This window comes from Curtobacterium sp. MCBD17_003, assembly GCF_003234885.2.
Classification (GTDB): domain Bacteria; phylum Actinomycetota; class Actinomycetes; order Actinomycetales; family Microbacteriaceae; genus Curtobacterium.
Genome location: NZ_CP126275.1, coordinates 429,719 through 454,840, shown reverse-complemented (window position 1 = coordinate 454,840; position 25,122 = coordinate 429,719). Strand labels below are relative to the sequence as shown.

Here is a 25,122-nt window from a genome sequence, read left to right as displayed (position 1 = left end):
GCGTGATCGAGGACGCCGACGCGCGGGCCCCCGCCGCCCTGGACGTCGCCGCTCCGGACGTCGCCCGTCAGTCGAGCAGGAGCGCCGGCTCCTCCATGACGGACGCGACGTCCTGGACGAAGCGGCTGGCGACGTCGCCGTCCACCACACGGTGGTCGAAGCTCGCGCCGATCGTGGTGACCATGCGCGATCGGACCTCGCCGTCGACGACCCACGGCTTCTGCTTGATCGTGCCCATCGCGACGATCCCGACCTCGCCCGGGTTGAGGATCGGCGTTCCCGTGTCCATGCCGAACACGCCGATGTTCGTGATCGTGACCGTGCCCGCAGCCATGTCCTCGGGCGTCGTCTTGCCGTCCCTCGCCGTCAGCGTGAGCCGTTCGAGCGCCTGCGCGAGCTCGAACAGCGACATGTCCTGGGCGTCCTTGACGTTCGGCACGATGAGACCGCGCGGGGTGGCCGCGGCGATCCCGAGGTTCACGAAGTGGTGCACGATGATCTCGCGGTCGGTCCACGTCGAGTTCACGGTGGGGTTCCGCCGCACCGCCCAGATCACCGCCTTCGCCATGATGAGCAACGGCGACACCTTGACCCCGGCGAACGTGGGCGAGGTCTTGAGTCGTGCGACGAACTCCATCGCACGGCTCGCGTCGACGTCGACGAACAGGCTGACGTGCGGCGCGGTGAAGGCGCTCGACGTCATCGCGGTCGCGATCGCCTTGCGTACGCCCTTGACCGGGATCCGCTCTTCGCGCACGTCGCCCCACTCGGGGGTCTCGAGGTTGCGGAACACCGTGGCCTGGGTCGCGGAGCGGATGACGTCGTCGCGCGTGACCTCGCCCGCGAGCCCGGTCGCGACGACGGCGGTCAGGTCGACACCGAGGTCCTTCGCGAGCTTGCGGATCGGCGGCTTGGCGACGACCGGCAGCGCCGACGCGGCCGGCACGCTCGCGGGGCGACGCGCTGCAGCGGCCTCCTGGTCGGCCCGAGCGGTCGCCCGCCCCGCCTCGGCGGCCACGGCGGCAGCGCGGCGGGCACCGGGCCGGCGGCGCGACGGCGCACCGGCGGCGGACCCGTAGCCGACGAGGACCGCGCCCGACGCCTCGTCGGTGCCGAGCGGCATCGCGGTGTCGGCGATCTGCGGGGTCGTCGTGACGGTCGGTGCGTCGAGGACCGCGGTCGTGCCTCCCGACCGGTCGGAGCCCGCAGCAACCGCCGCGGTGCCGTCCGACGCGGAGTCGGTCGCGCCAGCGCCCGAGCGGGCCCCGGCGGGGCCGCCCTCGCCGGGGCCGCCCTCGCCGGCGCCGACCTCGCCGGTGCCGACCTCGACCGGGCAGTCGACCTGGATGATCGGCACGCCGACCTCCACCGTGGCGCCCTCGTCCACGAGCAGCCGCGTCACCGTCCCCGCGAACGGCGAGGGGAGCTCGACGAGCGACTTGGCGGTCTCGATCTCGACGAGGACCTGGTCGACACTGACCTCGTCCCCGAGCGCGACGCGCCACTGCACGATCTCGGCTTCGGTGAGGCCTTCTCCCACATCGGGGAGCGGGAATTCTGCGACGGGCATGGTGACTCCGTTCTCGGTCGGGCCGGCGCGGCCAGGGAACCGCGCTCGGACAGGATCAGTAGGCGAGCGCGCGGTCCACGGCCTCGAGCACGCGGTCGGCGTCGGGCAGGTGCAGGTGCTCCAACTTCGACTGCGGGAACGGGATGTCGAACCCCGAGACCCGCAGGGGCGGTGCCTGGAGCGTGTAGAAGGTCTTCTCGGCGATGGTCGCCGCGATCTCGCTGCCGAGACTGACGAAGCCGGAGGCCTCTTGCGCGATCACGACACGGCCGGTCCGACGAGCGGACTCGAGCAGGGGCTCCCAGTCGATGGGCGACAGCGATCGGAGGTCGACGACCTCGAGGCTCGTGCCCTCGGTCTCGGCGATCTCGGCCGCCTGGAGCAGCGTCGACACCATCGCGCCGTGCCCGACCACCGTGACGTCGGACCCCGTCCGGGCGATGCGCGTCGTGTGCATCGGGACGCCGCCGTCGACCAGGTCGACCTGCCCCTTCGGCCAGTACCGGCTCTTCGGCTCGAGGAACACGACCGGATCCGCCGACCGGATCGCCTCCTGGATCATCCAGTAGGCGTCGTTCGGGGTGCTCGGGCTCACCACGCGGAGGCCCGGGGTGTGCGCGAAGTACGTCTCGGGGCTCTCCTGGTGGTGCTCGACCGCGCCGATGTGGCCGCCGTAGGGGATCCGGATCACGACGGGCACCGACATGTGGGCCGGCAGGCGGTTCGCCATCTTCGCGAGCTGCGACGTGATCTGGTCGAACCCGGGCCACACGAAGCCGTCGAACTGGATCTCGACGACGGGCCGGTACCCGCGGAGCGCCAGGCCGATCGCGGTGCCGATGATCCCCGACTCGGCGAGCGGGGTGTCCATGACGCGCTGCGACCCGAACCGCTCCTGCAACCCCTCGGTGATCCGGAACACGCCACCGAGCGTGCCGATGTCCTCGCCCATGAGCAGCACCCGCGGGTCCTGCTCCATCGCGGCGGCGAGCCCGGCGTTCAGCGCCTTCGCCATCGGGAGGACCGGGGCCGGATCCGACGGGACCGCCCCCGCACCCGGGTGGGTGCGCAGGGTGTAGTCGACGAGCTCCTCGGTCCCGCTCACGCGGCATCGCCTCCTGCGGTGTCGTGGGCCGCCTCGTACGCGCGCAACCACGCGCGCTGCTCGGCGACGCGTGGGTGCGCCTCGCGGTACACGTGGTCGAACATGGCCTCCATCGGCGGGACCTGGAGGGCCGTGGTCCGGCGTCGCACGTCGGCCGCGACGTCCTCGGCCTCCTCCTCGATCGCGGCGAGCCACGACTCGTCCACGCCGCGCGCCCGCAGGTGACGCTCGGACCGGACGATCGGGTCGCGCGCGACCCACGCGGCGAGTTCGTCGTCGCCGCGGTACCGCGTCGGGTCGTCCGAGGAGGTGTGTGCGCCGATCCGGTAGGTCTCGGCCTCGATGAAGCGGGGGCCGCGACCGGCGCGGGCGTCGTCGGCGGCCGCGAGGGTCGTCGTGTAGGCCGCGAGGACGTCGTTGCCGTCGATGTGCACACTGGGGATCCCGAACCCGCGGGTCCGGTCGACGAGCGGCGTGGGCGACTGCACCGACACCGGCACCGAGATCGCCCAGTGGTTGTTCTGCAGGAAGAACACCACGGGCGCACCGGTGCTCGCGGCGAAGACGTACGCCTCGCTGACGTCGCCCTGGCTCGTCGCACCGTCGCCGTAGTAGACGATCGTGCAGGCGTCGACCCCCGGGTCGCCCGTGCCGACCACGCCGTCGAGCCGCTGCCCCATCGCGTAGCCGGTGGCGTGCAGGGCCTGGGAGCCGATGACGAGCGTGTAGATGTGGGTGTTGCCCCGGGCGTCCGGGTCCCACCCGCCGTGGGCGTTGCCGCGGAACACGCCGATGATCTCCATCGGGTCGACACCGCGGGTCAGGGCGACGGCGTGCTCCCGGTACGAGGGGAACACGTGGTCCTGCGGACGCAGGGCGTGCGCGGACCCGACCTGGGCGGCCTCTTGCCCGTGGCTCGGTGCCCACAAGCCGAGCTGGCCCTGTCGCTGCAGGTTCGCCGCAGTGTGGTCAAAGCGTCGGGTGACGACCATGTCGCGGTGCAGACCGAGCAGGACGTCGTCGGGGATGTTCCGCGCGACGGCGGCGTACTCGGCGTTCGTGTCGTCCTCGACGAACCGCCCGTCGGGGTCGAGGATGCGGATCGTGGTCGTCGCGGGACCCGCGGCGGGGGAAGGCATGCGGACCAACCTACTGGCCGCGCGAGGCCCTACTCCGTGAGACTCCCGACAACGTGCTGGGCGGTCCGCAAGAGCGTGTCGACAGCCTCCGACTCCCCGATCGACACCCGGATGCCCTCGGGAGCGAACGCGCGCACCATGATCCCGGCCCGCTCGAACGCCTCGGCGGCGGCGGCGGTGCGCTCACCCGCCGGCAGCCAGACGAAGTTGCCCTGCGCGACCGGGACGCGCCAGCCCTGGTCGAGCAAGGCGTCGCGCACGCGGTCCCGGAGCGCCGCGATGCGGTCGACCCGCTCGAGGAGTTCCGGCTCGCGCTCCAGGCTCACGAGCGCGGCCGCCTGGGCCTGCGCCGTGACCGACAGCGGGATCGCGGTCGACCGGGCGGCGTCGAGCACGGACGCCGGGCCGAGCGCGTAGCCGATGCGGAGGCCCGCGAGCCCGTACGCCTTCGAGAACGTCCGGAGCACGACGAGGTTCGGGTAGCGCTCGAGCAGCCCGGCGCCGCGGACGGCGTCCGGGTCCGTCACGAACTCGGCGTAGGCCTCGTCGAGGACCACGAGCAGGTCGGTCGGCACCGACTCCATGAACGCGGCGAACTCGGCGCCCGTGACGATCGGCCCGGTCGGGTTGTTCGGCGAGCAGACGATCACCATGCGGGTCCGCTCTGTGACCGCGGCCGCCATCGCCGGCAGGTCGTGGCCACCGTCCAGTCGGTTCGGGACCTGCACGCTCTCGGCCCCCGCGACCGTGACGAGTCCGGGGTAGGCCTCGAACGACCGCCAGGCGTAGACGACCTCGTCACCCGGGCCCGCCGCGGCCTTGGCGAGCTCGTGCAGGATCGCGACGCTGCCGGACGCGACGTGGACCTCGTCCACCGTCAGTCCGAACCGGGCGGCGAGGACCGCCCGCACCGCGATCGCCGAGGCGTCCGGGTACCGGTTGTACGCGGTCTGGCGCTGGACGGCCTCGACCACGCCGGGCAGCGGGTCGAACGGGTTCTCGTTGCTCGAGAGCTTGAAGGCGTCGCCCGGCGCCTGACGGCCCTGCCGGTAGGCCGGGAGTGCCGCGATCTCGGGACGGAGGCGGACGGGCTGCTGGGTCACCCGGTCAGCCTAGCGACGCACGCCGTCCGGCCCTCGGCGCAGGACGGTCACCGCGGGCAGTATGGGGGCATGCGATTCCTCGTCCGACTCGTCGTCAACGCCGTGGCCCTCTGGCTCACGACGCTCATCGTCCCCGGCGTGCACGTCGACGCCTTCGGTGATCAGGGGCTCGTCGCCACCGTCCTGACCTACCTGCTCGTCGCGTTCGTGTTCGGGCTCGTGAACGGGATCATCGGGACCCTCATCCGCATCGTCGCGTTCCCGATCTACATCCTGACGCTCGGGCTCGTGTCGTTCATCGTGAACGCCGTCCTGCTGCTCGTCGTCGCCGGGATCTCGACCTCGATCGGCTTCGGTCTGCGGGTCGACAGCTTCGGGTGGGGCATCGTCGGCGCGTTCGTGCTCGCCGTATTCGCCTGGCTCATCGGCCTCCTGGCCCGCCCGGTCATCCGGCACGCCCGGGCCTGACCCCGCACTTCGCCCTCTCCGCCCCCTCTCACCGCGAGATCGCACTCGTTGCCGCTTGGCACGGGTCCAAAGCGGCAACGAGTGCGATCTCGCCGGAGTGGTGGGCACGACGAAGGGCCCCGACCGATGGTCGGGGCCCTTCGCGTGCGTCAGGACTGCAGCTCAGCGGGACCGGCCTCGGCGCCGGCACCGACGCGGAGGGTCTGGCCGCTCGGGTTGCCGGTCGTGACCTCGATCCGGCGGGGCTTGGCGGCCTCGCTGACCGGGATCGTGACGCTGAGCACGCCGTTGTCGTAGCTCGCCGCGATGCGCGCCGTGTCCAGCCCCTGCCCGAGCGTCAGCTGGCGCAGGAACGAGCCCGACTGACGCTCGCGGGTGATCCACTTGGCGCCGTCCGGGGCCCCGACGGTCCGCTCGGCGCGGATCGTCAGGAGCTGACCGTCGACGTCGATGTCCACCGAGCCCGGGTCGATGCCCGGCAGGTCCGCGCTCAGGACGTAGTGGTCGCCGTCGCGGTAGAGGTCCATCGGCATCACACGGGGACCGCGGCTCTCGAAAAGGCTGCTCGCCATGCGGTCGAGCTCACGGAACGGGTCGAAGTTGGCCATCGTCATCAGCTCCTTCGTGTCGAGTGATCGAGGACTTGAGTCCCATCGACTCAAGCTGTGACCAGATTAGCACTCGGGCAGGTCGAGTGCTAGAAGGATGCCGAGAGGTCGCCGAGTCTTCGCCGAGATCCCGGTGGGCCGGGCCGGCCGACCGGTCCGGCTGACCGGTCCGGCCGGCTGGCCAGAACCACGGTCAGGCCCGCCGCACCCGCAGCGTCGCGATCTCGAACGGACGGAGCGTCAGCGTCACGGGCTCGTCCGCACCCCAGGCACCCGAGCCCGGCTCGCCAGCGGCGAGGTCACGCTCGAGCAGGTCGGTCCGCGTGACCGAGGCCACGGGGAACCCGAGGTCGACGAGCACGTCCGTCGCCCGCCCGCCGCGTGCCTCGTACAGGCGGACGACGACGTCGCCGGAGCGGTCCTCCGCGAGCTTGACGGCCTCCACGAACACCGCCGGGTCCGACACGGTGACGATCGGTGCGACCGGGGTGTCCCCCGCGACCGCGCGCACCGGCAGGTTGAGCCGGTACCCACTGTCGGCGGCGTCGAGCACCGTCGCTCCCACCCGGAGGACCGTGCGGAACACGTGCCGGCCCTGGTCCGCCGACGGGTCCGGGAACTTGGGCCCGCGCACGAGCGATTCACGCACGAGCGTCGTGGTCCCGCCGTCGGGCCGCGTCACGCGGGTGATGTCGTGCCCGTACGTCGAGTCGTTCGCCACCGCGACCCCGAACCCCGGCTCGGCCACGTGCACCCAGCGGTGCGCGCTCGTCTCGAACCGCGCGAAGTCCCACGAGGTGTTCTGGTGGGTCGGCCGGTCGATGTGACCGAACTGGATCTCCGACGACGCCTGGTCGGCCTTGACGTCGATCGGGAACCCGAGCTTGAGCAACTTCTGCTGCTCGTGCCAGTCGACCTCGGTCTCGACGTGGAGTTCCGGCTCGCCGCGGAGGGCCGAGAACCGGGTGGTGACGGTGGAGTCGTGGAACGCACGGGTCACGACGAGCCGGTCCCCCTCGACCGCGATCGTGTCGGCCGTCGCGAGCTCGGTCGCGTGCCGCTGGTACGACCGGTCGATGTCCCAGGCGTCCCACTGGTTCGGGGTGTCGCGGAACACCGTGTACAGCGCGCCCCGGGTGCCGGGGGCGATCGCCTCGCGCCCCGACGCCGGGTCGACGACGGACGCCACGAGCCCGTCGTCGTCGACCGTCGCCACCACGACACCGGTGTCGAACACCCACGCATCGCCCTGCCGGACGGGAGGAACGGCTTCCGGCTGCGGGACGACCTCGCCAGCCAGCGCGGTCACCCCCTCCGCGCGGACCGGCGCCGCGTTGAAGCGCACGACCGCGCCGGTCGTCCCGTCACCGCCGACACCGAGGGCGTCCGCGGTGGTCGGTGCGTCGAGCGGGCCCGCACCGTCAGCGATCGCGGTCGAGGAGGCGGCGACCCCGGCGAGCGCGGCGGCTCCCCCGTTGGCGAGCGCGGACGTCGACGTGCCGACGAGCCCCTCGAGCGTCGCCGCGACGGCCGCGTAGTGCTCCTCCGCGACCTCGTACACCCAGGCGATGCTCGAGCCGGGCAGGATGTCGTGGAACTGCTGGAGGAGCACGGTGTGCCAGGCGTCCTCGAGCGCCGCGTACGGGTAGTCGAGCCCCAGTCGCACGGCCGCGGTCGTCGCCCAGAGCTCGGCCTCGCGGAGCAGGTGCTCCGACCGCCGGTTCCCCTGCTTGGTCCGGATCTGTGACGTGTAGGTGCCGCGGTGGAACTCGAGGTACATCTCCCCCGACCACACCGACGGCGACGGCAGCAGACGCTCGAGCTCCTCGTACACGTCGGCCGGGGTGCCGAGCTCGACGCGCGGCGAGCCCTCCAGGTCGTGCTGGCGGTGCGCCGCGGCGAGCATCTCGGGCGTGGGGCCGCCACCGCCGTCGCCGAACCCGTACAGGAGCATCGAGACGTCGGCGGTGCCGCGCTCCTTGTTCTGCCGTTCGCCGCGGTGCAGGTCCGCCGGGGACAGCTCGGAGTTGTACGTGTCCGCGGGCGGGAAGTGCGTGAGCACCCTCGAGCCGTCGATGCCCTCCCAGTGGAACGACGTGTGCGGCATGACGTTCGTCTCGTTCCACGACGGCTTCTGCGTCAGGAACCACCGGGAGCCGGCCGCCCGGATGATCTGCGGGAGGGCGCCGGTGTAGCCGAACGAGTCGGGCAGCCAGGCCTCGCGGGGTTCGAACCCGAGCTCGTCGATGAAGAACCGCTTGCCGGCGACGAACTGCCGAGCGAGGGCCTCACCGCCGGGGAGGTTCGTGTCCGACTCCACCCACATGCCGCCGACCGGGATCCAGCGCCCCTCGGCGACCCGCTCCTTGATGCGGGCGAAGACCTCCGGGTAGTGGTCCCGCATCCACGCGTACTGCTGGGCGCTCGAGCAGGCGAAGGTGAACTCGGGGTCGCGGTCCATGAGTTCGAGGACGTTCGAGAACGTCCGGGCACACTTGCGGATGGTCTCGCGCACGGGCCACAACCACGCCGAGTCGATGTGGGCGTGCCCGACGGCCACCGCGCGGTGGGACGCCGTCGAGGCCGGGACGTCGAGGACGTCGCGCAGCACCGCGCGGGCGTCGGCGGCGGTGCCCGCGACGTCGTCGGGGTCGATCGCGTCGGCGGCACGCTCGAGCGTGCGGAGGATGTCGGCACCGCGCGTCGAGTCCGTCGGCAGTTCGGTGAGGAGCCCGCGGAGCACCCACAGGTCCTGCTGGAGTTCCCAGACGACGTCGTCCCGCTCCGCGAGTGCGAGCTCCCGGAGCCGGTAGATGGGCTCGTGCCCCGCCGTGCGCTTCGATCCGAGCGGCGTCGCGTCGTACGCGAAGTGGCCGCCAACGTCGGGGTTCGCGGCCGCCTCGATCCAGAGGTCCACCGTGCCACCCGGCCCGGCCGTGATCGGCACCACGGTGTTGCGGGGCTCGATCGCCTTGACGGTGCTGCCGTCCGGCCGGAAGACGAGCCCCTCGGCCTGGAACCCGGCCTGTCGCGCGCTGAACCCCAGGTCGACGACGAGGTCGACGCTCGTGCCCTCGGCGGTGCCGAAGTCGTCGGGCACGGTCCCCGTCACGTGGAACCAGGTCGTGCCCCAGGGCTTCCCACCCCACGGGTCGCCGATCGCGAACGGCTCGTACGGCTGCGCGACGGCCTCGGTGAACGGCACGGGTTCGTCCGGCACCTGCCAGGCCGTGATCGTGACGGGAGCGGTCCGGCGGTGCACGTGGGGGTCGATGCGGTCGCGGACGAGCCGGGCGATGCGGCTCTGGACGAGGGGTTCGTCGTGGTGCACGGGGATGCCTTCCTGGTGACGGGCGTGCGTGTGGAGGGGTCGGTGGTGACGGATCCGGTCGTGGCGGGACCGGCGCTGGTGGACGGGCCGGGGCGTGGCGGGGCTGCGGTCCGTGACGGATCGCGGTCGGGCCTCCCGGGCGTCAGCCCTTGATGCCGCCCGCCAGCGCGTTCCCGCCGCCGAGGCCGCGGGAGACGATCACGTAGAGGGCGATCACCGGGACGGAGTAGAGGATCGAGAAGGCGGCGAGCTGCCCGTACGCCACCGATCCGTACTGCCCGAAGAAGTTGAAGATGCTGACCGCGGCGGGTTGCTTGTCGGGTGAGAGCAGCAGGACGAACGGGACGAAGAAGTTCCCCCACGCCTGGATGAACACGAAGATGAACACGACGGCGATCCCCGGACGCATGAGCGGCACGACGATCCGGGTCAGCGTCGCCATCATCGAGGCACCGTCGGTCCAGGCGGCCTCCTCGAGCTGCACCGGCACGGAGTCCATGAAGTTCTTCGCCATCCAGATCGCCATCGGCAGGCTCGTCGCGGCGAGGAAGAACACGGTCCCGGCGACGTTGTCGATGAGGTTGAGCGACACGAACAGGCTGTAGACCGGCACCATCATCGCGGTGATCGGCAGGCCCGTCCCGAACAGGATCCCGTACAGGAACGGCTTGTTGACCCGCATCCGGTAGCGCGACAACGGGTACGCGGCGAGGATCGCGATGACGACCGTGACGATCGCGCACCCGCCCGACAGGATGAGGCTGTTGAGCAACGGCACGAACGCGAGCTGCGGCGTGAGGACCTTCGTGAAGTTGTCGAGGGTGAAGTGCGTCGGCAGCTTGACGCTCAGGGTCGCGCTCGCGTCGAACGATGCGAGGACGAGCCAGACGAGCGGCACGGCGAAGCAGATCGCGACGATCGCCAGGACGACGTTCGCCACCCAGCGCATCGTCCGGTGCCCCGGGCTCGTCATGTGCAGCGACCGGGCGTGGTCGCGGGCACCCGTGCGCGCGTTCCCCGGCGCGGTGGCCGTGGGTTGGTCGATCGTGATGGCCATGGTCAGTCCACCTCCGGCTTCAGCGCCCGGATGTACACGATCGAGAAGACCGCGCCGACGATGAGGAGGATCGTCGCGATGGCCGTCCCGAACCCGAGCTGCGAGAACTTGAACGCCTCCTGGTACGCCAGGATCGGCAGGGTCGAGCTGTTCGTGCCGGGGCCGCCACCGGTCATCACGTAGATGAGGGTGAACACCGACAGGGTCTGCAGGGTGGTGAGCATGAGGTTCGTCGAGATGCTCCGCCGGATGACCGGCAGGGTGATGTACGCGAGCCGCTGCCAGCCGGTGGCACCGTCGACCTCGGCGCTCTCGGTGATCTCGTCCGGGACCTCCTGCACGGCCGCCGAGTAGACGAGCATCGAGAACGCGGTCCCGCGCCAGATGTTCGCCAGGATGATCGCGATCATCGGGTACGTGTAGAGCCAGTTCGCGCCGGTGATCCCGATCATCGACAGGAACGTGTTGAGCGTGCCCTTGTCGTTGAAGAACGCGTAGGCCGCGAACGACGCGACGATCTCGGGGAGCACCCACGCGGCCACCACGAAGGTGCCGACGAGTGCCCGGATCACCCGGTTCGCCTCCCGCATGAGCAGTGCCAGGCCGAGGCCGAGCACGTTCTGCCCGATCACCGCGGAGCCGATGAGGAACACGAGCGTCAGCAGCACGGACTTCGGGAAGTCCTTGTCCTGGAACAGGTCGACGTAGTTCTTGAGTCCGACGAACTGCTGGCTCGACGCGGCCGCGCCGGTGAGCGCGGAGTTCGTGAACGAGCCGTAGAAGGACGAGATGATCGGCCCGACCAGGAACACGACGATGAGGACCATCGCCGGCACGAGCGGCGTCGCCCGTGCGGCCGTGCGCAGGCCGTGTCCGCTCCGCCGCCGGGGCGGGTCCGTTCGTCGGGGTCCGCGGGTGCCGGGCAGGGCCGGCGCGATCTGGGTTGCCATCGGGGTACCGCCTCTTCGCTGGGTCGTGGCCGGTGGGGTGGGGTGACCGGGTCGGGCCGGGAGGCGCGGTGCGGGCCCGTCCGGGCTCGCAGGCTCGCCCGGCGCCCGCCGCGGATCGCTGGCGCGATCCCGCTGAGCGGCGGGCGCCCTCCCGGCCGGCCCACCTACTTGATCTGGACGGTGTGGTCCTGACCGACCACCCCGATCACCGCCTTGTCGTAGGTCGCAGCCGCCTGTTTCGGCGTCTGCTGCCCGGTCATCACGGATTCCATGGCCACCTGGATGGCGTTCGAGATCTGGCTGTAGTCGCTCGTCGCCGGGCGGAAGTTCGTGTGTTCCACGAGTCCGGAGAAGAACTTGAACGTCGGGTTGGACGCGTCGTAGGTCGGGTCCTCGGCGACGTCACTGCGCACCGCGATCTGGCTGTTCTGGATGTCGTACTTGAGTGACCCCTGCTTGTCCAACGCCATCGTGATGAAGTTGAACGCGGCCTGCGGGTTCCCGGAATGCGCCCCGACCGCGAGCGTCCAGCCACCGGACATGCTGTTGTAGCCCGGGGCCTGGCCGTTCTGCGTCGGCATCGGCGCCTGGCCGAGCACGCTCGACCACTGCGACCACGGGGCCGTCCCGGTCTTCAGCCACGTGCCGGACTGCCACGAACCGTCGAGGTCGATCGCCAGCTGGCCCTTCGGCAGCCACGTGTTCGCGACGGTCGTGCCGACGTTCGGGTCGAGTTCCTGCTGCGGTGTCGGGCCGAGGCCGCCCTGGTAGACGTCCTTGACGAACTGGAGCGCCTCGACGAACTGCTTCGAGCCCGTCACCCACTTCTTGTTCTGGTAGAGGGTGTTGCCCTTGCCGTCCGCCCCGTACAGGAGCATCTCGAAGCCCTGCATGGTCGAGGCCTCGCCCTGCGGCTTGCCCGAGTACATGTGGAACGGGATGACGCTCGGGTCCTTGGCCTTGATCGTCTTCGCCGCGTCGAGGACGTCCTGCCAGGTCTTCGGCTGCCACGGGACGGGCAGCCCGACCTTCTTGAAGATGTCCTTGTTGTACCAGAGGGCCCGGGTGTCGGTGCCCATCGGGACGCCGTAGGTCTTGCCGTCGACGCCCTGCCCCGCCTGCTTGGCGTTCGTGTAGAACTTGCTCCAGTCGCTCCACTTGGCCGTGTACTTGTCGAGCGGCAGGAGGTACCCGGCCTGCGCGTCCGCCTTGACGAGGAAGGTGTCCTCGTACATGACGTCGGGCGCGGTGGCCGACGCCTTGTTCATGAGCGCGAGCTTCGTGTAGTAGTCGTTCTCCTGCGCCTGGATCGGCACCAGGTCGACGGTCATGTTCGGGTACTTCTTCTCGAACGCCGCCTTGACGTCCTTCATGTGGTGGTCGAGCTGCTGGAAGCTGCCGAACTTCTGGTACGCGATCTTGATGGTGTCGCTGCTCGAGGATCCCGAGCTGCTGCACCCGGCCAGGGCCAGGGCTGCGACCGCTGCTGCTGCGACCGCGGCGATGAGACGAGGGCGTTTCATGGTGCTCCTTTGCTCCACAGGACGCTTCGGGCTCCCTTGCCCGGTCCGCGATTAGTCCACCGTATGGACTTAATGCTTGTCAAGCACCACGGGGGTGCGTTTCGCCCCGATCCCGCGAGATCGCACTCGTTGCCGTTCAGCACGCGCTCAGAGCGACAACGAGTACGATTTCGCGGAGAGGGGGCTGCCTGGCCGACGGGCGGCCGGGGCGGCGCTCAGCGGTCGATGAGCAGGGTGGAGGCCCGGGGCGACAACGTCGTGTCGAGCACCAGACACGCCGCTCCCACGGCGGTGACGTCCTCGTCGATCTCGCTCTGCTCGACCACGACGGGGTGCTTCGCCACGAGGACCGGCGACGACGCGATCGCCTGCGCGGCCGCGGGCAGGGCCTCCACGGCGATGCGCGACCAGAAGGGTCCCCCGAACACGACGCGGTCCACGTCGAGCAGGTTGACGATGACCACGACCGCACGGCCCATCGCGGTGCCGGCCGCCGCGGCGATCGCTCGCGCGATCGGGTCGCCCTCCGCGACCAGGGCCGACAGCTCGGAGAACGCGGCGTCGACCGCGGCCACGTCGGTGGGGCCGTCCCCGGTCGCCCAGGGCGCGCCGATGTCCAGTCCGGCCGCGGCGCCGAAGCGGACCAGGCGCTCGGGCGTCACGGTGTCGCCGACCTCGGCCCGGCCCTCCCCCGACCGGGTGGCCCGGGTCGTCACCGGCGCGGTGCCGACCCCCCGGCTGCCACGGTCCGACATCCGGCGCGCGGCCGGTCCCTCGGGCAGCTCGGCCAGCAGGCCCTGGTCGATCATGATGTGGCCGGCGTCGCCGGCGTTCCCGCCCGCTCCGCGGAGCGGCTCGTGGTCGATCACGAGCCCGACGCCGAACCCGGTGCCGTAGTACACGAAGGCGAAGTTCCGGGCCGACGCCTCGTCGGTCAGCCACATCTCGCCGACGGCGGCGGCCGTCACGTCCTTCTCGAGCAGGACCGGGAGGCCCGTGGCCGCGGCGAGCGCGTCGCGCACCGGGACGTCCCGCCACCGGGGCAGGAACGGCGGGTCGAGGACGACGCCCCGTTCCGGGTCGATCGGTCCGGGCGAGGCCACCCCGACGCCGAGCACTGCCGCGCGGTCGACGCCCGCATCGGTGACGAGTCGCTCGACCGCGTCGGCCATCGTCGACACGACGTCGTCCGGGTTCGCCGCGGAGGGCGTCGGGACGCTCGCCCCGGCGACGACCGCCCCCGTGAGGTCGAGGAGCACGCTCGTGACGACCGCCGGGTCGACGTGGACACCGACGGCGTACCGACTGGTGGGATCGAGTCGGAGGATCGTGCGGGGTTTGCCGCGGCCCGCGACCACGGTGCCCGACTCGACGACCATGCCCGCGTCGATGAGGTGCCGGGTGACGTTGGACACGGTCTGGGGGCTGAGCCCCGTGCGGTCGGCGAGCTCGACGCGACTCAACCCGTCGGTGCTCCGGCGGATCGCGTCGAGGACCACGGTGCGGTTGAACCCGCCGATGGCCGGGAGGTTGGCACCGCGTCGATGCTCGGCCATCGCTCCTCCGTTCGTCCGGGGCCGACCCTATCGCCCGACCCGCCACGCCCGGGCGTCCTGGTTCTCCGGAAGCTCGTGGCAGCCCCTCTGGTCCGCTCGCAGGAGCACCGCTACCCTGACCGGCATGACGGACCTCCGCCTCGAGCCCCTCTCCGCCGCGACGATCGTCGCGGCGAACTCGCTCACGCTCAAGCCAGGGCAGGAGCAGTACGTCCAGCCGGTGTCGCACTCCATCGCCGAGGCCTACGTCCGACCGACGACGGCCTGGCCGCGCGTGGTGCTCGACGGCGACGAGGTCGTCGGGTTCATCATGGGGAACTTCGACGCCGAGAACAGCCAGGAGGAGCTCCGCAGCTGCATCTGGCGGCTCAACGTCGCCGCTTCGGCGCAGGGCCGCGGAGTCGGCCGGTTCGCCGTGCACGGCCTGGCAGAGGAAGCCCGCTCGCGCGGGTTCGACCGGTTGACCGTCATGTTCGAGCCCGGCGACGACGGCCCCGAGCCGTTCTTCCGCGCGATCGGGTTCCAGGTCATCGGCGAGACCCAGTACGGGGAGCACTTCGCCGCCCTGACACTCTGAACCCGGTGGTGGACGAGCCCGGAGACCCCGGCACGGACTTCGGCGCCGCGGTGGCCGATGTGGTCCGCGGCATCCCGCCCGGCCGGGTGATGACGTACGGCGACGTCGCGGCGGTGCTCGGTTCTCGGGCGTCGCGGCAGGTCGGCCGGGTCATGGCGCACGAGGGCCACGGTCTGCCGTGGTGGCGCGTCGTCCGCGCCGGAGGCCTGCCGCCCGTCGAGCACGAGGCCCGCGCCCTCGAGCACTGGCGCACCGAGGGGACCCCGCTCCGGCCGGGGACACCGACCTGGAGGGTCGACATGCGTCGGGCGCGTTGGTCGCCCTCCTGAACCGCTCGCGGGGGACACACCCTGACCGGAGTCGGCCTGCGCCGCGCGTACCGTCCCGGGGGGCCGGGCGTTCCCGTCGTCCGGCGACGAACAGGAGGAGCACCATGCGAGCAGTCGTCTACAACGGACCGCGCGACGTCAGCGTCCAGGACGTCCCCGACGCCCGGATCGAGAAGCCGACCGACATCCTCATCCGGGTGACCGCCACGAACATCTGCGGGTCGGACCTGCACATGTACGACGGCCGGACGGACATCGAGCCGGGCAGCGTCTTCGGTCACGAGAACCTCGGCGAGGTGATCGAGGTCGGCTCCGGGGTCGAGAAGGTCTCGGTCGGCGAGCGCGTCGTCCTCCCCTTCAACATCGGCTGCGGCTTCTGTAAGAACTGCGAGCGCGGCTGGTCGAGCTTCTGCCTGACGACGCAGCCGAACCCGGAGACGGCCGGTGCGGCGTACGGCTACGCGGACATGGGTCCGTACCGCGGCGGGCAGGCGGAGCTCCTCCGCGTGCCGTTCGGTGACTACAACGCACTCCGTCTCGGCGAGGACTCGGTCGAGAAGGAGAACGACTACGCGATGCTGTCGGACATCTTCCCCACGGGATGGCACGGCACCGAGCTCGCGGGGGTGAAGCCGGGCGACTCGGTCGTCGTGTACGGCGCCGGCCCGGTCGGGTTGATGGCGGCACTGTCGGCCACGATCAAGGGTGCCGCGAAGGTCATGGTCGTCGACCGGCAGCCGGACCGCCTGCGTCTGGTGGAGTCGATCGGTGCGATCCCGATCAACGACGCCGAGGTCGACCCCGTCCAGGCGGTCCTCGACCAGACCATGGGGCTCGGGGCGGACGCCGGTGTGGAGGCCGTCGGGTACCAGGCACACGACCCCGAGGGCAACGAGCAGCCGAACCTCGTGCTGAACCGCCTCATCGCGTCCGTGCGGTTCACGGGCGGCATCGGCGTCGTCGGTGTCTACCTGCCGCAGGACCCGGGCGCCTCGGACGAGCTCGCCAAGAACGGGCAGATCGCGCTCGACTACGGCACGTTCTTCTTCAAGGGCCAGCACATGGGCACCGGGCAGGCGCCGGTCAAGCGGTACAACCGGCAGCTCCGCGACCTCATCGCCGCGGGCAAGGCGGAACCGTCCTTCATCGTGAGCCACGACCTGCCGCTCGACCAGGCACCGGACGCGTACCGGCACTTCGACGCCCGCGACGAGGGCTGGACGAAGGTCGTGCTGCACCCCGCCTCGGCCTGACCGGTCGCCGGGCCGCGGCCGTCAGGCGGTCGCGGGCCCGGCCTCCAGGTCGTAGCGGTCGCCCCGCGGGGCGGTCGGCAGGGCGAGCAGTACGAGCAGCACGAGGTTGACGACCGGGACGAGGTCGAGCAGCAGCCACCACCCGCTGCGTCCCGTGTCGTGCAGGCGTCGGACCCCGAGCGCGATCGTCGGCAGGAGCGTGGCGAGGCCCCAGACCGCGCTGACGGCCACGACGACGACGATCGCGATGACGGGCCCGTCCGGGACGCCGCTCGTGGTCGTGCCCGAGGGCAGCGTGGCCACGGTGACCCCGAAGACGATCCCGGCCACGATGCCGAACACGAGACCCACCAGCGCCGCGACGAGCAGCCACCACCAGCACTCGCTGCGGCTCGCGCGGCCCCGCAGCACCACGTAGCCGCGCCAGAACCGGCGGACGGCGACGGGCAGCGGGGCGCCGTACCAGGGCACGCCGATCGGGAGGGCCGCAGCGGGGCCTCCCGTCCGGTCCGGTCGGGTCGTGGTCGGTCGGGCACCGTCGCTCATGGGGACCATCCTGCCCTGTCCGGGGACGCCCCCGCGCCGCCCCCGCGCCGTCCCCGGAGTCGCCGAGATCGCAGAACACGCCGCTCACATGAGGGGCGGTCTCAGGCGGTCAGTGCAACGCGTTGGATGTACTCGTCGAGTTTCTCGGCGGGGGTGCGGAAGCGCAATGTCTGGCGGGGTCGGCGGTTGAGTTGGTCTTGTACGGCTTGGAGCTCGGTGTCGGTGACGGTGTTGAAGTCGGTGCCCTTGGGGAAGTAATCCACCCGGAGCAGGCCGTTGAGGTTCTCGTTGCTGCCCCGCTGCCAGGGCGAGTGGGGGTCGCAGAAGAACACTGGGACCGCGGTCGCGACGGTGAACCTCGCGTGCTTGGCCATCTCGGTGCCCTGGTCCCAGGTCACGGAACGGCGCAGCTGCTCGGGAAGCGTCGCGACCATCGCGGCAAGCCGGTCGATGACGGTGTCGGAGTCCCGGCTCCCGGGAAGCCGACCCAGGAGCGCGAACCGGGTGCTGCGCTCGACGAGGGTGATGATCCCGGAGTTCCGGGGTCCGACAACCAGGTCCCCTTCCCAGTGCCCCGGGATCGCGCGGTCCTCCACGACCGCGGGCCGCTCGGACAACCGCGCGCCCTCAAGCCAGGGCCTGCTACTGCGCCTGGGTAGTTTCGATTGCGGCAACCGACCGGTCCGACCCGAGCGGAGTGCTTTCTCGACCGTGAGTTCGTGCCGGAGCGCACCACGGCCCTGGAGATACAAGGCCTGGTAGATCGTCTCGTGCGACACCTGCATATCCTCGCGCCCCGGAAACACGTCCCGCAGCCGGCCAGCGACCTGCTGCGGGGAGTGGCGATCGTTCAGCTGCACCACGACCGCCTCCCGCAGCTCGGGCCGGGCGTCCAGCAGCCGCTGCCGCGGCCGACGGCGGCGTTGCCCAGCGAGATGCTCCCCAATCGCGGCGTCGTAGTGCCACCGGGACCGATACACGCTCCGGCTCCGACGCACCTCTCGCGAGACGGTCGATGCTGACACGCCGATCAGCGCCGCGATCGCTCGCATCGACAGTCCCTGGCCGAGCCCGATCTCGATCCGGACCCGGTCCATCCGCGAAAGCCGCCGACCATGACCCACCCCACCCGGGACGAGCTGACGAACTCGGACCGCGCCACCATCAGGACCTCGCTGTAGCTCCACGCCCGCAAGCATCGCCCACGTCGTGACCGTCCGCAGCGGCACACCGAACCGTCCCGCAACCGACCCTGCCGACTCCCCATCGATCAGCGACCCGACCGCGGACGCCCGAACCACCAACGACGCATGCGTTGCCACGACAACTCCCGAACCTCAGGCGTTGCACTCACCAGCTGAAACCGCCAGGACGTGAGCGGCGTGTTCTGCGATCTCGGCGGGAGGACCGGGACGGGACGGCCGGCGCGGGGCCGGCCGGACCGGGGCCGGCGGGTCAGACCAAGCTGTCCCGCCAGGCCGCGTGGAGCTGAGCGAACCGGCCGGTACCCGCGATGAGGTCGTCCGGCGTGCCGTCCTCGACGATCTGCCCGTGTTCCATGACGAGCACCCGGTGGGCGATCGCGACCGTCGAGAGGCGGTGCGCGATGATCACGGCCGTGCGGTCGGCGAGCAGGGTCTCGAGACCCTCCTGCACGAGCCGCTCGCTCGGGATGTCGAGCGACGCCGTGGCCTCGTCGAGGATGAGCACGCGCGGGTCCGCCAGGAACGCCCGGGCGAACGACAGCAGCTGCCGCTGGCCCGCCGACACCCGGCCACCGCGCTTGTTGACGTCGGTGTCGTACCCGTCGGGCAGCGCCTCGATGAACGTGTGGGCGCCGACGGCCTTCGCCGCCCGCTCGATCTCGGCCCGTGACGCCCCCGGCTTGCCGAGCGCGATGTTGTCCGCGACGGACCCCGAGAACAGGTACGCCTCTTGCGTGACCATGACGATCGCGCGCCGCATGTCCCGCGGGTCGAGATCGCGCAGGTCGATGCCGTCGAGCCGCACGGAGCCCTGTGACGGGTCGTAGAACCGCGCCATGAGCTTCGCGAGCGTCGACTTGCCCGCGCCCGTCGACCCCACGAGCGCGATCGTCTGACCGGCCGGGATGTGCAGGTCGAACTCGGGGAGCACGACCGTCTCGGCGTTGTACGCGAACACGACGTCGTCGAAGTCGACGCGGCCCTTCGCCTGGGCGAGGTGCTGCGGCCGGACCGGGTCCGGCACGCTCGGCTCCTCCTCGAGCACGCCCGAGATCTTCTCCATCGCAGCGGACGCCGACTGGTACCCGTTGTAGAACATGGCGAGCTGTTCGGCCGGGTCGAAGAACCGCCGGGCGTACAGGGCGACGGCGAGCAGGGCGCCGATCTCGAGCGAGCCACCGACGACGCGGAACGCGCCGATGATGACGACCGCCGCGAGCGTCGCGTTGCCGATGAGCACGAGGCCCGGGTCGAACGTCCCGAACAGGTTGAACACCTTGGCGTTCGCGGCGCGGTAGTCCTCGACGTACCCGGCGTACTCGTCGCGGTTGCGGGACTCCTTGCGGAACGCCTGCACCGCCCGGATGCCCGTCATGGTCTCGACGAAGTGCACGATCACCCGGGCGCTCGTGACACGCGTCGCCCGGAACAGCTGCTGCGAGCGCTTCTGGAACCACCGGGTCAGGAACCACAGCGGCACGAGGGCGATCGCGAGTACGAGGCCGGACGTCGGGTCGAGCGACACGAGCGCGATGGCCGTGAACACCATGTAGAGCACGCCCTGGATGAGCTGGTTCAGCCCGGAGTCCAGGAGTTCGCGGATCGAGTCGAGGTCGCTCGTCTGGCGCGAGATGATCCGCCCGGACGTGTAGGTCTCGTGGAACTCGAGGCTCAGACGCTGGGTGTGCAGGAACACGCGCTTGCGCAGGTCGAGCAGGATCTTCTGGCTGATCTTCGCCGCGAGCACGGTGTACCAGGCGGTGAGCAGCGCGCCCGCGACGGCGACGACGATGTAGCCGGCCACCACGAGGTACGCGGGGAGCCAGTCCTGTCGGTGGAGCACCGACGGCAGCGCGCTGTCGATGCCGTACGCGATGAGGGTCGGACCGGCCACCTGCGCGCCGGTCGACACCACCACGACGATCGCGATCGTCCACAGGTCGCGCCGGAGCGGTCCGAGCAGCGAGCGCATGAGCGCGAGCGACCGACGCCGGAGCCGTCGACTCTCGGCCTTCGTGAAGTGCTCCCGCTCCTCGCCGCGCACACCGCGCACGGTGATGGAGGCGGTGACCGGCTGCCCGTCGTCGGCCGCGGTGACGACGGCGGCCGGGCCTCCCGGCTGTGCGGTGTCCGTGGCGGGCTGGGCCCGCTCCTCGAACTCGGTCTGGTACTCGTCCTCGGGCTCGCCGGGGGCGTCCGGCCTGGCCGACGTCCGCTGGGGGTCGCTCATGCCAGTGCCTCCTCTCGCGCGGTCGCGTCGTCCTCGTCGAGCGAGGAGATGACGTAGCGGTAGTGGTCGTTCGTGGCCATCAGGTCGTGGTGCGTCCCGACGGCGGTGATGCGCCCGTCCTGCATGAGCGCGACCCGGTCGGCCAACGTCACGGTGGAGGGGCGGTGCGCGACGATGAGCGAGGTCGTCTCGGCGAGGACGCGTCGGAGTCCCGCCTCGACCCGGGCCTCGGTGTCGACGTCGAGCGCCGACAACGGGTCGTCGAGCACGAGCACGCTCGGTCGGGCGGCGATCGCCCGGGCCAGTGCGAGCCGCTGCCGTTGCCCGCCGGACAGGCTCAGGCCCTCCTCGCCGACGCGGGTGTCGACGCCGTCCGGGAGCCGGTCGACGAACTCCGCCTGCGCGACGTCGAGCGCCTCGCGGAGCAGGGCCTCGGCCTCGTCCCCCGAGACGTCCGGGCGGCCGAGGAGCACGTTGTCCCGCACCGAGGCGCTGAAGAGCGTGGCGTCCTCGAACGCGACGCCGACCCGGTGCCGCAGTTCCTCGCGCGTGAGCTCGCGGACGTCGACACCGTCGATCGTGATCGAGCCGCCCGTGACGTCGTACAGACGCGGCACCAGGGCGAGCAACGTCGTCTTGCCCGACCCGGTGAGCCCGACGAGCGCCATCGTCTCGCCCGGCTGCAGGACGAGGTCCACCCCGTCGACGAGGTCCGGCGTGCCCGCGGGCGCGTCCTGGTAGCGGAAGTGCACGTCGGTGAACGTCAACGCACCACGGGGGTCGGTGATCGTGCGCGGGCGCTCCGGGTCCTGGATCGTGTTCTCGGAGTCCATGACCTCGAAGAACCGATCGACCGCGGTCCGGGTGTCGAACGTCATCGACAGCAGGAACCCGATGGACTCGATCGGGAACCGGAGGACCGCCGCTGCCGAGAAGAACGCGAACAGCTCCCCGACCGTCAGGTGGCCCTGCGACGCCAGCCAGATCCCGGCGAGCAGGCACAGTGCGAACGCGACGTCGGGCACGAGCAGGAGCCACAGCCAGATGCCGGCGATGGCCCGGGCCTTCTCGATCTCGGTGCCCCGGAGCTGCTCGGCCTGTTCGCTGAACTCGTCGAGCTTGTACCGGCCGCGGCCGAACGCCTTGAGCACGCGGATGCCGTGCACCGACTGCTCCACACTCGTCGCGAGGTCACCGACCTGGTCCTGGCTGCGCCGGGCGACGACCGAGTACTTGCGCTCGAACACGAGGCCGTTGATCCAGATCGGGATCGACGCGACCATGAAGATGAGCGCGAGCAGCCAGCTCCACGTGAACAGCACGCCGAAGCCGACGATGATCGTGACGATGTTGACGACGAGCAGCACGATGCCGAACGCCAACCAGCGTCGGATCAGGCTGAGGTCCGACACCGACCGCGACAGCAGCTGACCCGACTGCCACCGGTCGTGGAACGCGACCGGCAGGTCCTGGAGCTTGGCGTAGAGGGCGTTGCGCATGCGCGACTCGACGTACGTGCCCGGCCGGAGGACCAGGCGACGGCGCGCGGCGATCATGAGGGCCTCGAGCACCCCGAGGCCGAGCACCGCCAGGCCCGCGGGGACGATCTGGCCACGGTCGCCGGACTTCAGCGGCCCGTCGACCAGGGCCTGCAGGACGAACGGGATCGCGAGCGCGACGAGCGACGCGACCATCGCGGCGACCATACCGAGCACGATGCGCCCGATCGCGGGCTGGACGTAGGGGTAGATCCGCGCGATGGCGCGGAAGGTGGACGGACGCGCTGCTGCAGCGGGCGTTCTCGACATGGGGAGACCTCATCGTCGAACCGGTCGGGACCGGAGTGCGGATTGATGCGACCTCCGACCCGTCGGGCGGGCCGGGAGGCGGGACCTCCGCCCGACGTCATGGTGACGACGGGCGTGGCCGGGTGGGGCGGGCGGGGGCGGACGCCGAGGCGTCACGCGCCGCGAGCGGCGGACCGGTGGCCCGTCGGCGGCGTGCTGGTCCCCGCGGGGGCGACTAGCGGAACGTCGGTCCCTCGACGGACGGGGCGACGACTCCGAAGGCGTCCAGGCCGGCAGGAGCCAGGGTGCTGGTCATCGCGTTCATCGTCACTCCAGTCGTCGTCATCGTCACGCCGACCACCGGGCCGCGCTGGTGGGGCGTGTCGAGGCCGGTCGGAGCCTCACAGACTATTCGCAGGCAGTCGCACGATGCAATGCGGTGCGGCGTGTCGCCCGGGGCGGCGCGGCGGGCGTCAGTGGAAGAAGTGGCGTTCGCCCGTGAAGTACATCGTCACGCCGGCCGCGTTCGCCGCAGCGATCACCTCGGCGTCGCGCACGGACCCGCCGGGCTGGACCACCGCCCGGACACCCGCGTCGATGAGGACCTGCAGCCCGTCGGCGAACGGGAAGAAGGCGTCCGAGGCGGCCACCGACCCCGCGGCGCGGTCGCCCGCCCGGGTGACGGCGAGGTGGCACGAGTCGACCCGGTTCACCTGGCCCATGCCGACGCCGACGCTCGCCCCGGCGTTCGCCAGGAGGATCGCGTTCGACTTGACGGCCCGGCAGGCCTTCCACGCGAACGCGAGGTCCGCGAGGGTGGCGTCGTCCGCGGCGTCCCCGGACACGAGGTCCCACGTCGCCTGGTCGAACGTCGTGAACCGGTCGGCGTCCTGCACGAGGAACCCGCCCGAGATCTGCTTGACCTCGCGGGGCGCCAGGGCGAAGTCGGCCGGCAGGGTGAGCAGCCGGATGTTCTTCTTGGCGGACAGGATCTCGACGGCCTCGGGGTCGAACGCGGGTGCGATCACGACCTCGGTGAAGATGTCCGCCACGGCCTCGGCCATGCCGCGCGACACGGGGCGGTTCGCCGCGATGACCCCGCCGAACGCCGACAGGGGATCGCACGCGTGGGCACGGGCGTGGGCGTCGGCGATCGGGTCGGCCGCGTCGGGTGCCGCGACCGCGATGCCGCAGGGGTTCGCGTGCTTGATGATCGCGACCGCCGGCTCCGTGAAGTCGTACGCGGCACGGAGCGCTGCGTCGGCGTCGACGTAGTTGTTGTACGACATCTCCTTGCCGTGCAGCTGGGTCGCCTGCGCGATGCCGTGGCCGTCGGCGGCGGTGTAGAGCGCGGCGGCCTGGTGCGCGTTCTCGCCGTAGCGGAGACCCGCCGCGAGCGAGCCCTCGAGCTGGATCGTCGGTGCGAAGCCGCTGGCGCCGGACCCGTCCGCTGATCCGTTCCCCGGGCCTCCCGGCTGCGCGACGTCGCCATGGACCGTCGGGCCGCCCGCGACGTGCTCGGTGAAGTACGCGGCCACGGCGGTGTCGTACGCCGCGGTGTGGGCGAAGGCCGCGGTGGCGAGCCGACGGCGGAGGGCGAGGTCCGTGCCTCCCGACCGGACCGCGGCGATGACCTCGGCGTACGACGACGGCGAGACCACGACGGCCACGTTGGCGTGGTTCTTCGCGGATGCGCGCACCATCGCGGGGCCGCCGATGTCGACGTTCTCGACGACCGTCGCCGTGTCCGCACCCGACGCCACGGTCTCGACGAAGGGGTAGAGGTTCACGACGACGAGCTCGAACGGCGCGATCCCGAGGTCGGCGAGCTGCTGCTCGTGCGACTCGAGCCGCAGATCGGCGAGCAGACCCGCGTGCACGGCCGGGTGCAGGGTCTTCACGCGGCCGTCGAGGGACTCGGGGAACCCGGTGATCGCGGCGACCTCGGTGACGCCGATGCCCGAGTCGGCGATGGCCTTCGCCGTCGACCCCGTGGACACGATCTCGACCCCGGCGGCGTCGAGGGCCGCGGCGAGGTCGAGGAGGCCGGACTTGTCGCTCACCGAGATGAGCGCGCGGCGGACGGCGACGCGGTCGCGCTCGCGGTAGAGGCTGGGATCGGCGGCGTGGACGCTCATGCGCGGGCGAGTTCCTTCAGGTCGACGGTTCCGTTGGCGATGTCGAGGACGGTCTGGATGAGCAGCCGTCGCTCCACGTGCTTGATGCGGTCGTGCAGCGTGGACTCGGAGTCGTCCGGCTCCACGGGGATCCGCTCCTGGACGATGATCGGGCCGCTGTCGACGCCGTCGTCGACGAGGATGACGCTCGCGCCCGTCTGCCGCACGCCCGCGACGAGGGCGTCCCGCACGGCGTGCGCGCCGGGGAACTCGGGCAGGTGGGCGGGGTGGGTGTTGACGATCGCGGGGCTGAACTCGGCGACGACGTCGTGCGGGAGCAGCCGCATGAACCCCGAGAGCACGAGCAGGTCGGGCGTCCACGGGCGGATCTGCTCGGCCAGGGCGGCACCCCACTCCTGCCGGGTCGCGAACGCCGTGAAGGGGACCGTGAAGGTCGGGATGCCGTACTCCTCGCCGAGATCGAGCCCTTCGGCGTCGCGGTCGGCACCGATGGCGACGACCCGTGCGGGGTACTCGGCGTCCCGTGCGGCGTCGAGCAGCGCGCGGAGGTTCGATCCGGCACCGGAGATCAGCACCACCAGTTCGAGCACGGTCGCCAGCCTACCGGGTGTCGTTCAGCGGGCGGCGTCGCCGCGGGTGTCGTTCAG

General features: G+C 71.3%; 20 protein-coding genes. 4 read left to right on the top strand and 16 right to left on the bottom strand.

From position 1 onward, the window contains the following. Window positions 1-67: 67 nt before the first annotated feature. The 4 genes from DEI88_RS02225 to DEI88_RS02210 all read right to left on the bottom strand — a co-directional run bounded on the left by DEI88_RS02225 (window position 68) and on the right by DEI88_RS02210 (window position 4,917). On the bottom strand, window positions 68-1,570 hold the full coding sequence (locus tag DEI88_RS02225; protein WP_111072526.1) for a dihydrolipoamide acetyltransferase family protein: 1,503 nt from the start codon (window positions 1,568-1,570) through the stop codon (window positions 68-70). 55 nt (window positions 1,571-1,625) lie between these two features. Next, a complete protein-coding gene (locus DEI88_RS02220; protein ID WP_111012407.1) occupies window positions 1,626-2,585 on the bottom strand; it encodes an alpha-ketoacid dehydrogenase subunit beta in 960 nt (319 codons plus the stop codon). An 86-nt stretch (window positions 2,586-2,671) separates the two neighbouring features. After that, complete coding sequence (locus DEI88_RS02215; RefSeq protein ID WP_111009732.1) at window positions 2,672-3,814, bottom strand: thiamine pyrophosphate-dependent enzyme; 1,143 nt, start codon at window positions 3,812-3,814, stop codon at window positions 2,672-2,674. Window positions 3,815-3,843: 29 nt separating this feature from the next. Beyond that, the gene (locus DEI88_RS02210) at window positions 3,844-4,917 is read right to left on the bottom strand and encodes a histidinol-phosphate transaminase (RefSeq protein WP_111072527.1); all 1,074 of its coding nucleotides are present in this window, start codon (window positions 4,915-4,917) and stop codon (window positions 3,844-3,846) included. Window positions 4,918-4,986: 69 nt separating this feature from the next. Here DEI88_RS02210 and DEI88_RS02205 point away from each other — a divergent pair, with 69 nt between their 5' ends. Further along, on the top strand, window positions 4,987-5,385 hold the full coding sequence (locus DEI88_RS02205; RefSeq protein WP_111009734.1) for a phage holin family protein: 399 nt from the start codon (window positions 4,987-4,989) through the stop codon (window positions 5,383-5,385). A gap of 149 nt (window positions 5,386-5,534) precedes the next feature. On the opposite strand, the gene DEI88_RS02200 is transcribed toward DEI88_RS02205, so the two are convergent. From DEI88_RS02200 to DEI88_RS02175, 6 genes are all read right to left on the bottom strand, one after another. After that, on the bottom strand, window positions 5,535-5,993 hold the full coding sequence (locus tag DEI88_RS02200; RefSeq protein WP_111012406.1) for an Hsp20/alpha crystallin family protein: 459 nt from the start codon (window positions 5,991-5,993) through the stop codon (window positions 5,535-5,537). 193 nt (window positions 5,994-6,186) lie between these two features. Continuing rightward, window positions 6,187-9,324, bottom strand: a complete 3,138-nt coding sequence (locus DEI88_RS02195) for an alpha-mannosidase (protein ID WP_111072528.1) — start codon at window positions 9,322-9,324, stop codon at window positions 6,187-6,189. A gap of 142 nt (window positions 9,325-9,466) precedes the next feature. Beyond that, window positions 9,467-10,381, bottom strand: a complete 915-nt coding sequence (locus tag DEI88_RS02190; protein WP_111012198.1) for a carbohydrate ABC transporter permease — start codon at window positions 10,379-10,381, stop codon at window positions 9,467-9,469. Between the two features lie 2 nt (window positions 10,382-10,383). Continuing rightward, window positions 10,384-11,331 (bottom strand): carbohydrate ABC transporter permease, encoded by a 948-nt coding sequence (locus DEI88_RS02185; protein ID WP_111009737.1) that lies wholly within the window; start codon window positions 11,329-11,331, stop codon window positions 10,384-10,386. A gap of 164 nt (window positions 11,332-11,495) precedes the next feature. Then, the gene (locus DEI88_RS02180; RefSeq protein WP_111072529.1) at window positions 11,496-12,854 is read right to left on the bottom strand and encodes an extracellular solute-binding protein; all 1,359 of its coding nucleotides are present in this window, start codon (window positions 12,852-12,854) and stop codon (window positions 11,496-11,498) included. Window positions 12,855-13,069: 215 nt separating this feature from the next. Then, a complete protein-coding gene (locus DEI88_RS02175) occupies window positions 13,070-14,410 on the bottom strand; it encodes an ROK family transcriptional regulator (RefSeq protein WP_111072530.1) in 1,341 nt (446 codons plus the stop codon). Window positions 14,411-14,534: 124 nt separating this feature from the next. Here DEI88_RS02175 and DEI88_RS02170 point away from each other — a divergent pair, with 124 nt between their 5' ends. The 3 genes from DEI88_RS02170 (at window position 14,535) to DEI88_RS02160 (ending at window position 16,569) form a co-directional block, all read left to right on the top strand. Beyond that, window positions 14,535-14,987: a GNAT family N-acetyltransferase gene (locus tag DEI88_RS02170; protein ID WP_111009740.1), complete on the top strand. Its 453-nt coding sequence runs from the start codon at window positions 14,535-14,537 to the stop codon at window positions 14,985-14,987. An 8-nt stretch (window positions 14,988-14,995) separates the two neighbouring features. Next, window positions 14,996-15,316 carry an MGMT family protein gene (locus DEI88_RS02165; protein WP_181434597.1) on the top strand — a complete coding sequence of 107 codons (321 nt, stop codon included), beginning with the start codon at window positions 14,996-14,998 and terminating at the stop codon, window positions 15,314-15,316. A 104-nt stretch (window positions 15,317-15,420) separates the two neighbouring features. Then, the gene (locus DEI88_RS02160) at window positions 15,421-16,569 is read left to right on the top strand and encodes a glutathione-independent formaldehyde dehydrogenase (RefSeq protein ID WP_111012195.1); all 1,149 of its coding nucleotides are present in this window, start codon (window positions 15,421-15,423) and stop codon (window positions 16,567-16,569) included. Window positions 16,570-16,590: 21 nt separating this feature from the next. Here the strand turns inward: DEI88_RS02160 and DEI88_RS02155 are convergent, their stop codons facing one another. From DEI88_RS02155 to purN, 6 genes are all read right to left on the bottom strand, one after another. After that, on the bottom strand, window positions 16,591-17,115 hold the full coding sequence (locus DEI88_RS02155) for a DUF805 domain-containing protein (RefSeq protein WP_111072531.1): 525 nt from the start codon (window positions 17,113-17,115) through the stop codon (window positions 16,591-16,593). A 101-nt stretch (window positions 17,116-17,216) separates the two neighbouring features. Further along, window positions 17,217-18,437, bottom strand: a complete 1,221-nt coding sequence (locus DEI88_RS02150; protein ID WP_502866970.1) for an IS30 family transposase — start codon at window positions 18,435-18,437, stop codon at window positions 17,217-17,219. A gap of 133 nt (window positions 18,438-18,570) precedes the next feature. Beyond that, window positions 18,571-20,379: an ABC transporter ATP-binding protein gene (locus DEI88_RS02145; protein WP_111035599.1), complete on the bottom strand. Its 1,809-nt coding sequence runs from the start codon at window positions 20,377-20,379 to the stop codon at window positions 18,571-18,573. Between the two features lie 167 nt (window positions 20,380-20,546). Further along, on the bottom strand, window positions 20,547-22,358 hold the full coding sequence (locus DEI88_RS02140; RefSeq protein WP_111048992.1) for an ABC transporter ATP-binding protein: 1,812 nt from the start codon (window positions 22,356-22,358) through the stop codon (window positions 20,547-20,549). Between the two features lie 452 nt (window positions 22,359-22,810). Further along, a complete protein-coding gene (gene purH / locus DEI88_RS02135; RefSeq protein ID WP_111072773.1) occupies window positions 22,811-24,475 on the bottom strand; it encodes a bifunctional phosphoribosylaminoimidazolecarboxamide formyltransferase/IMP cyclohydrolase in 1,665 nt (554 codons plus the stop codon). Continuing rightward, the gene (gene purN / locus DEI88_RS02130; RefSeq protein ID WP_111072774.1) at window positions 24,472-25,065 is read right to left on the bottom strand and encodes a phosphoribosylglycinamide formyltransferase; all 594 of its coding nucleotides are present in this window, start codon (window positions 25,063-25,065) and stop codon (window positions 24,472-24,474) included. Before purN ends, purH begins: the two co-directional genes overlap by 4 nt. Between the last annotated feature and the right edge of the window lie 57 nt (window positions 25,066-25,122).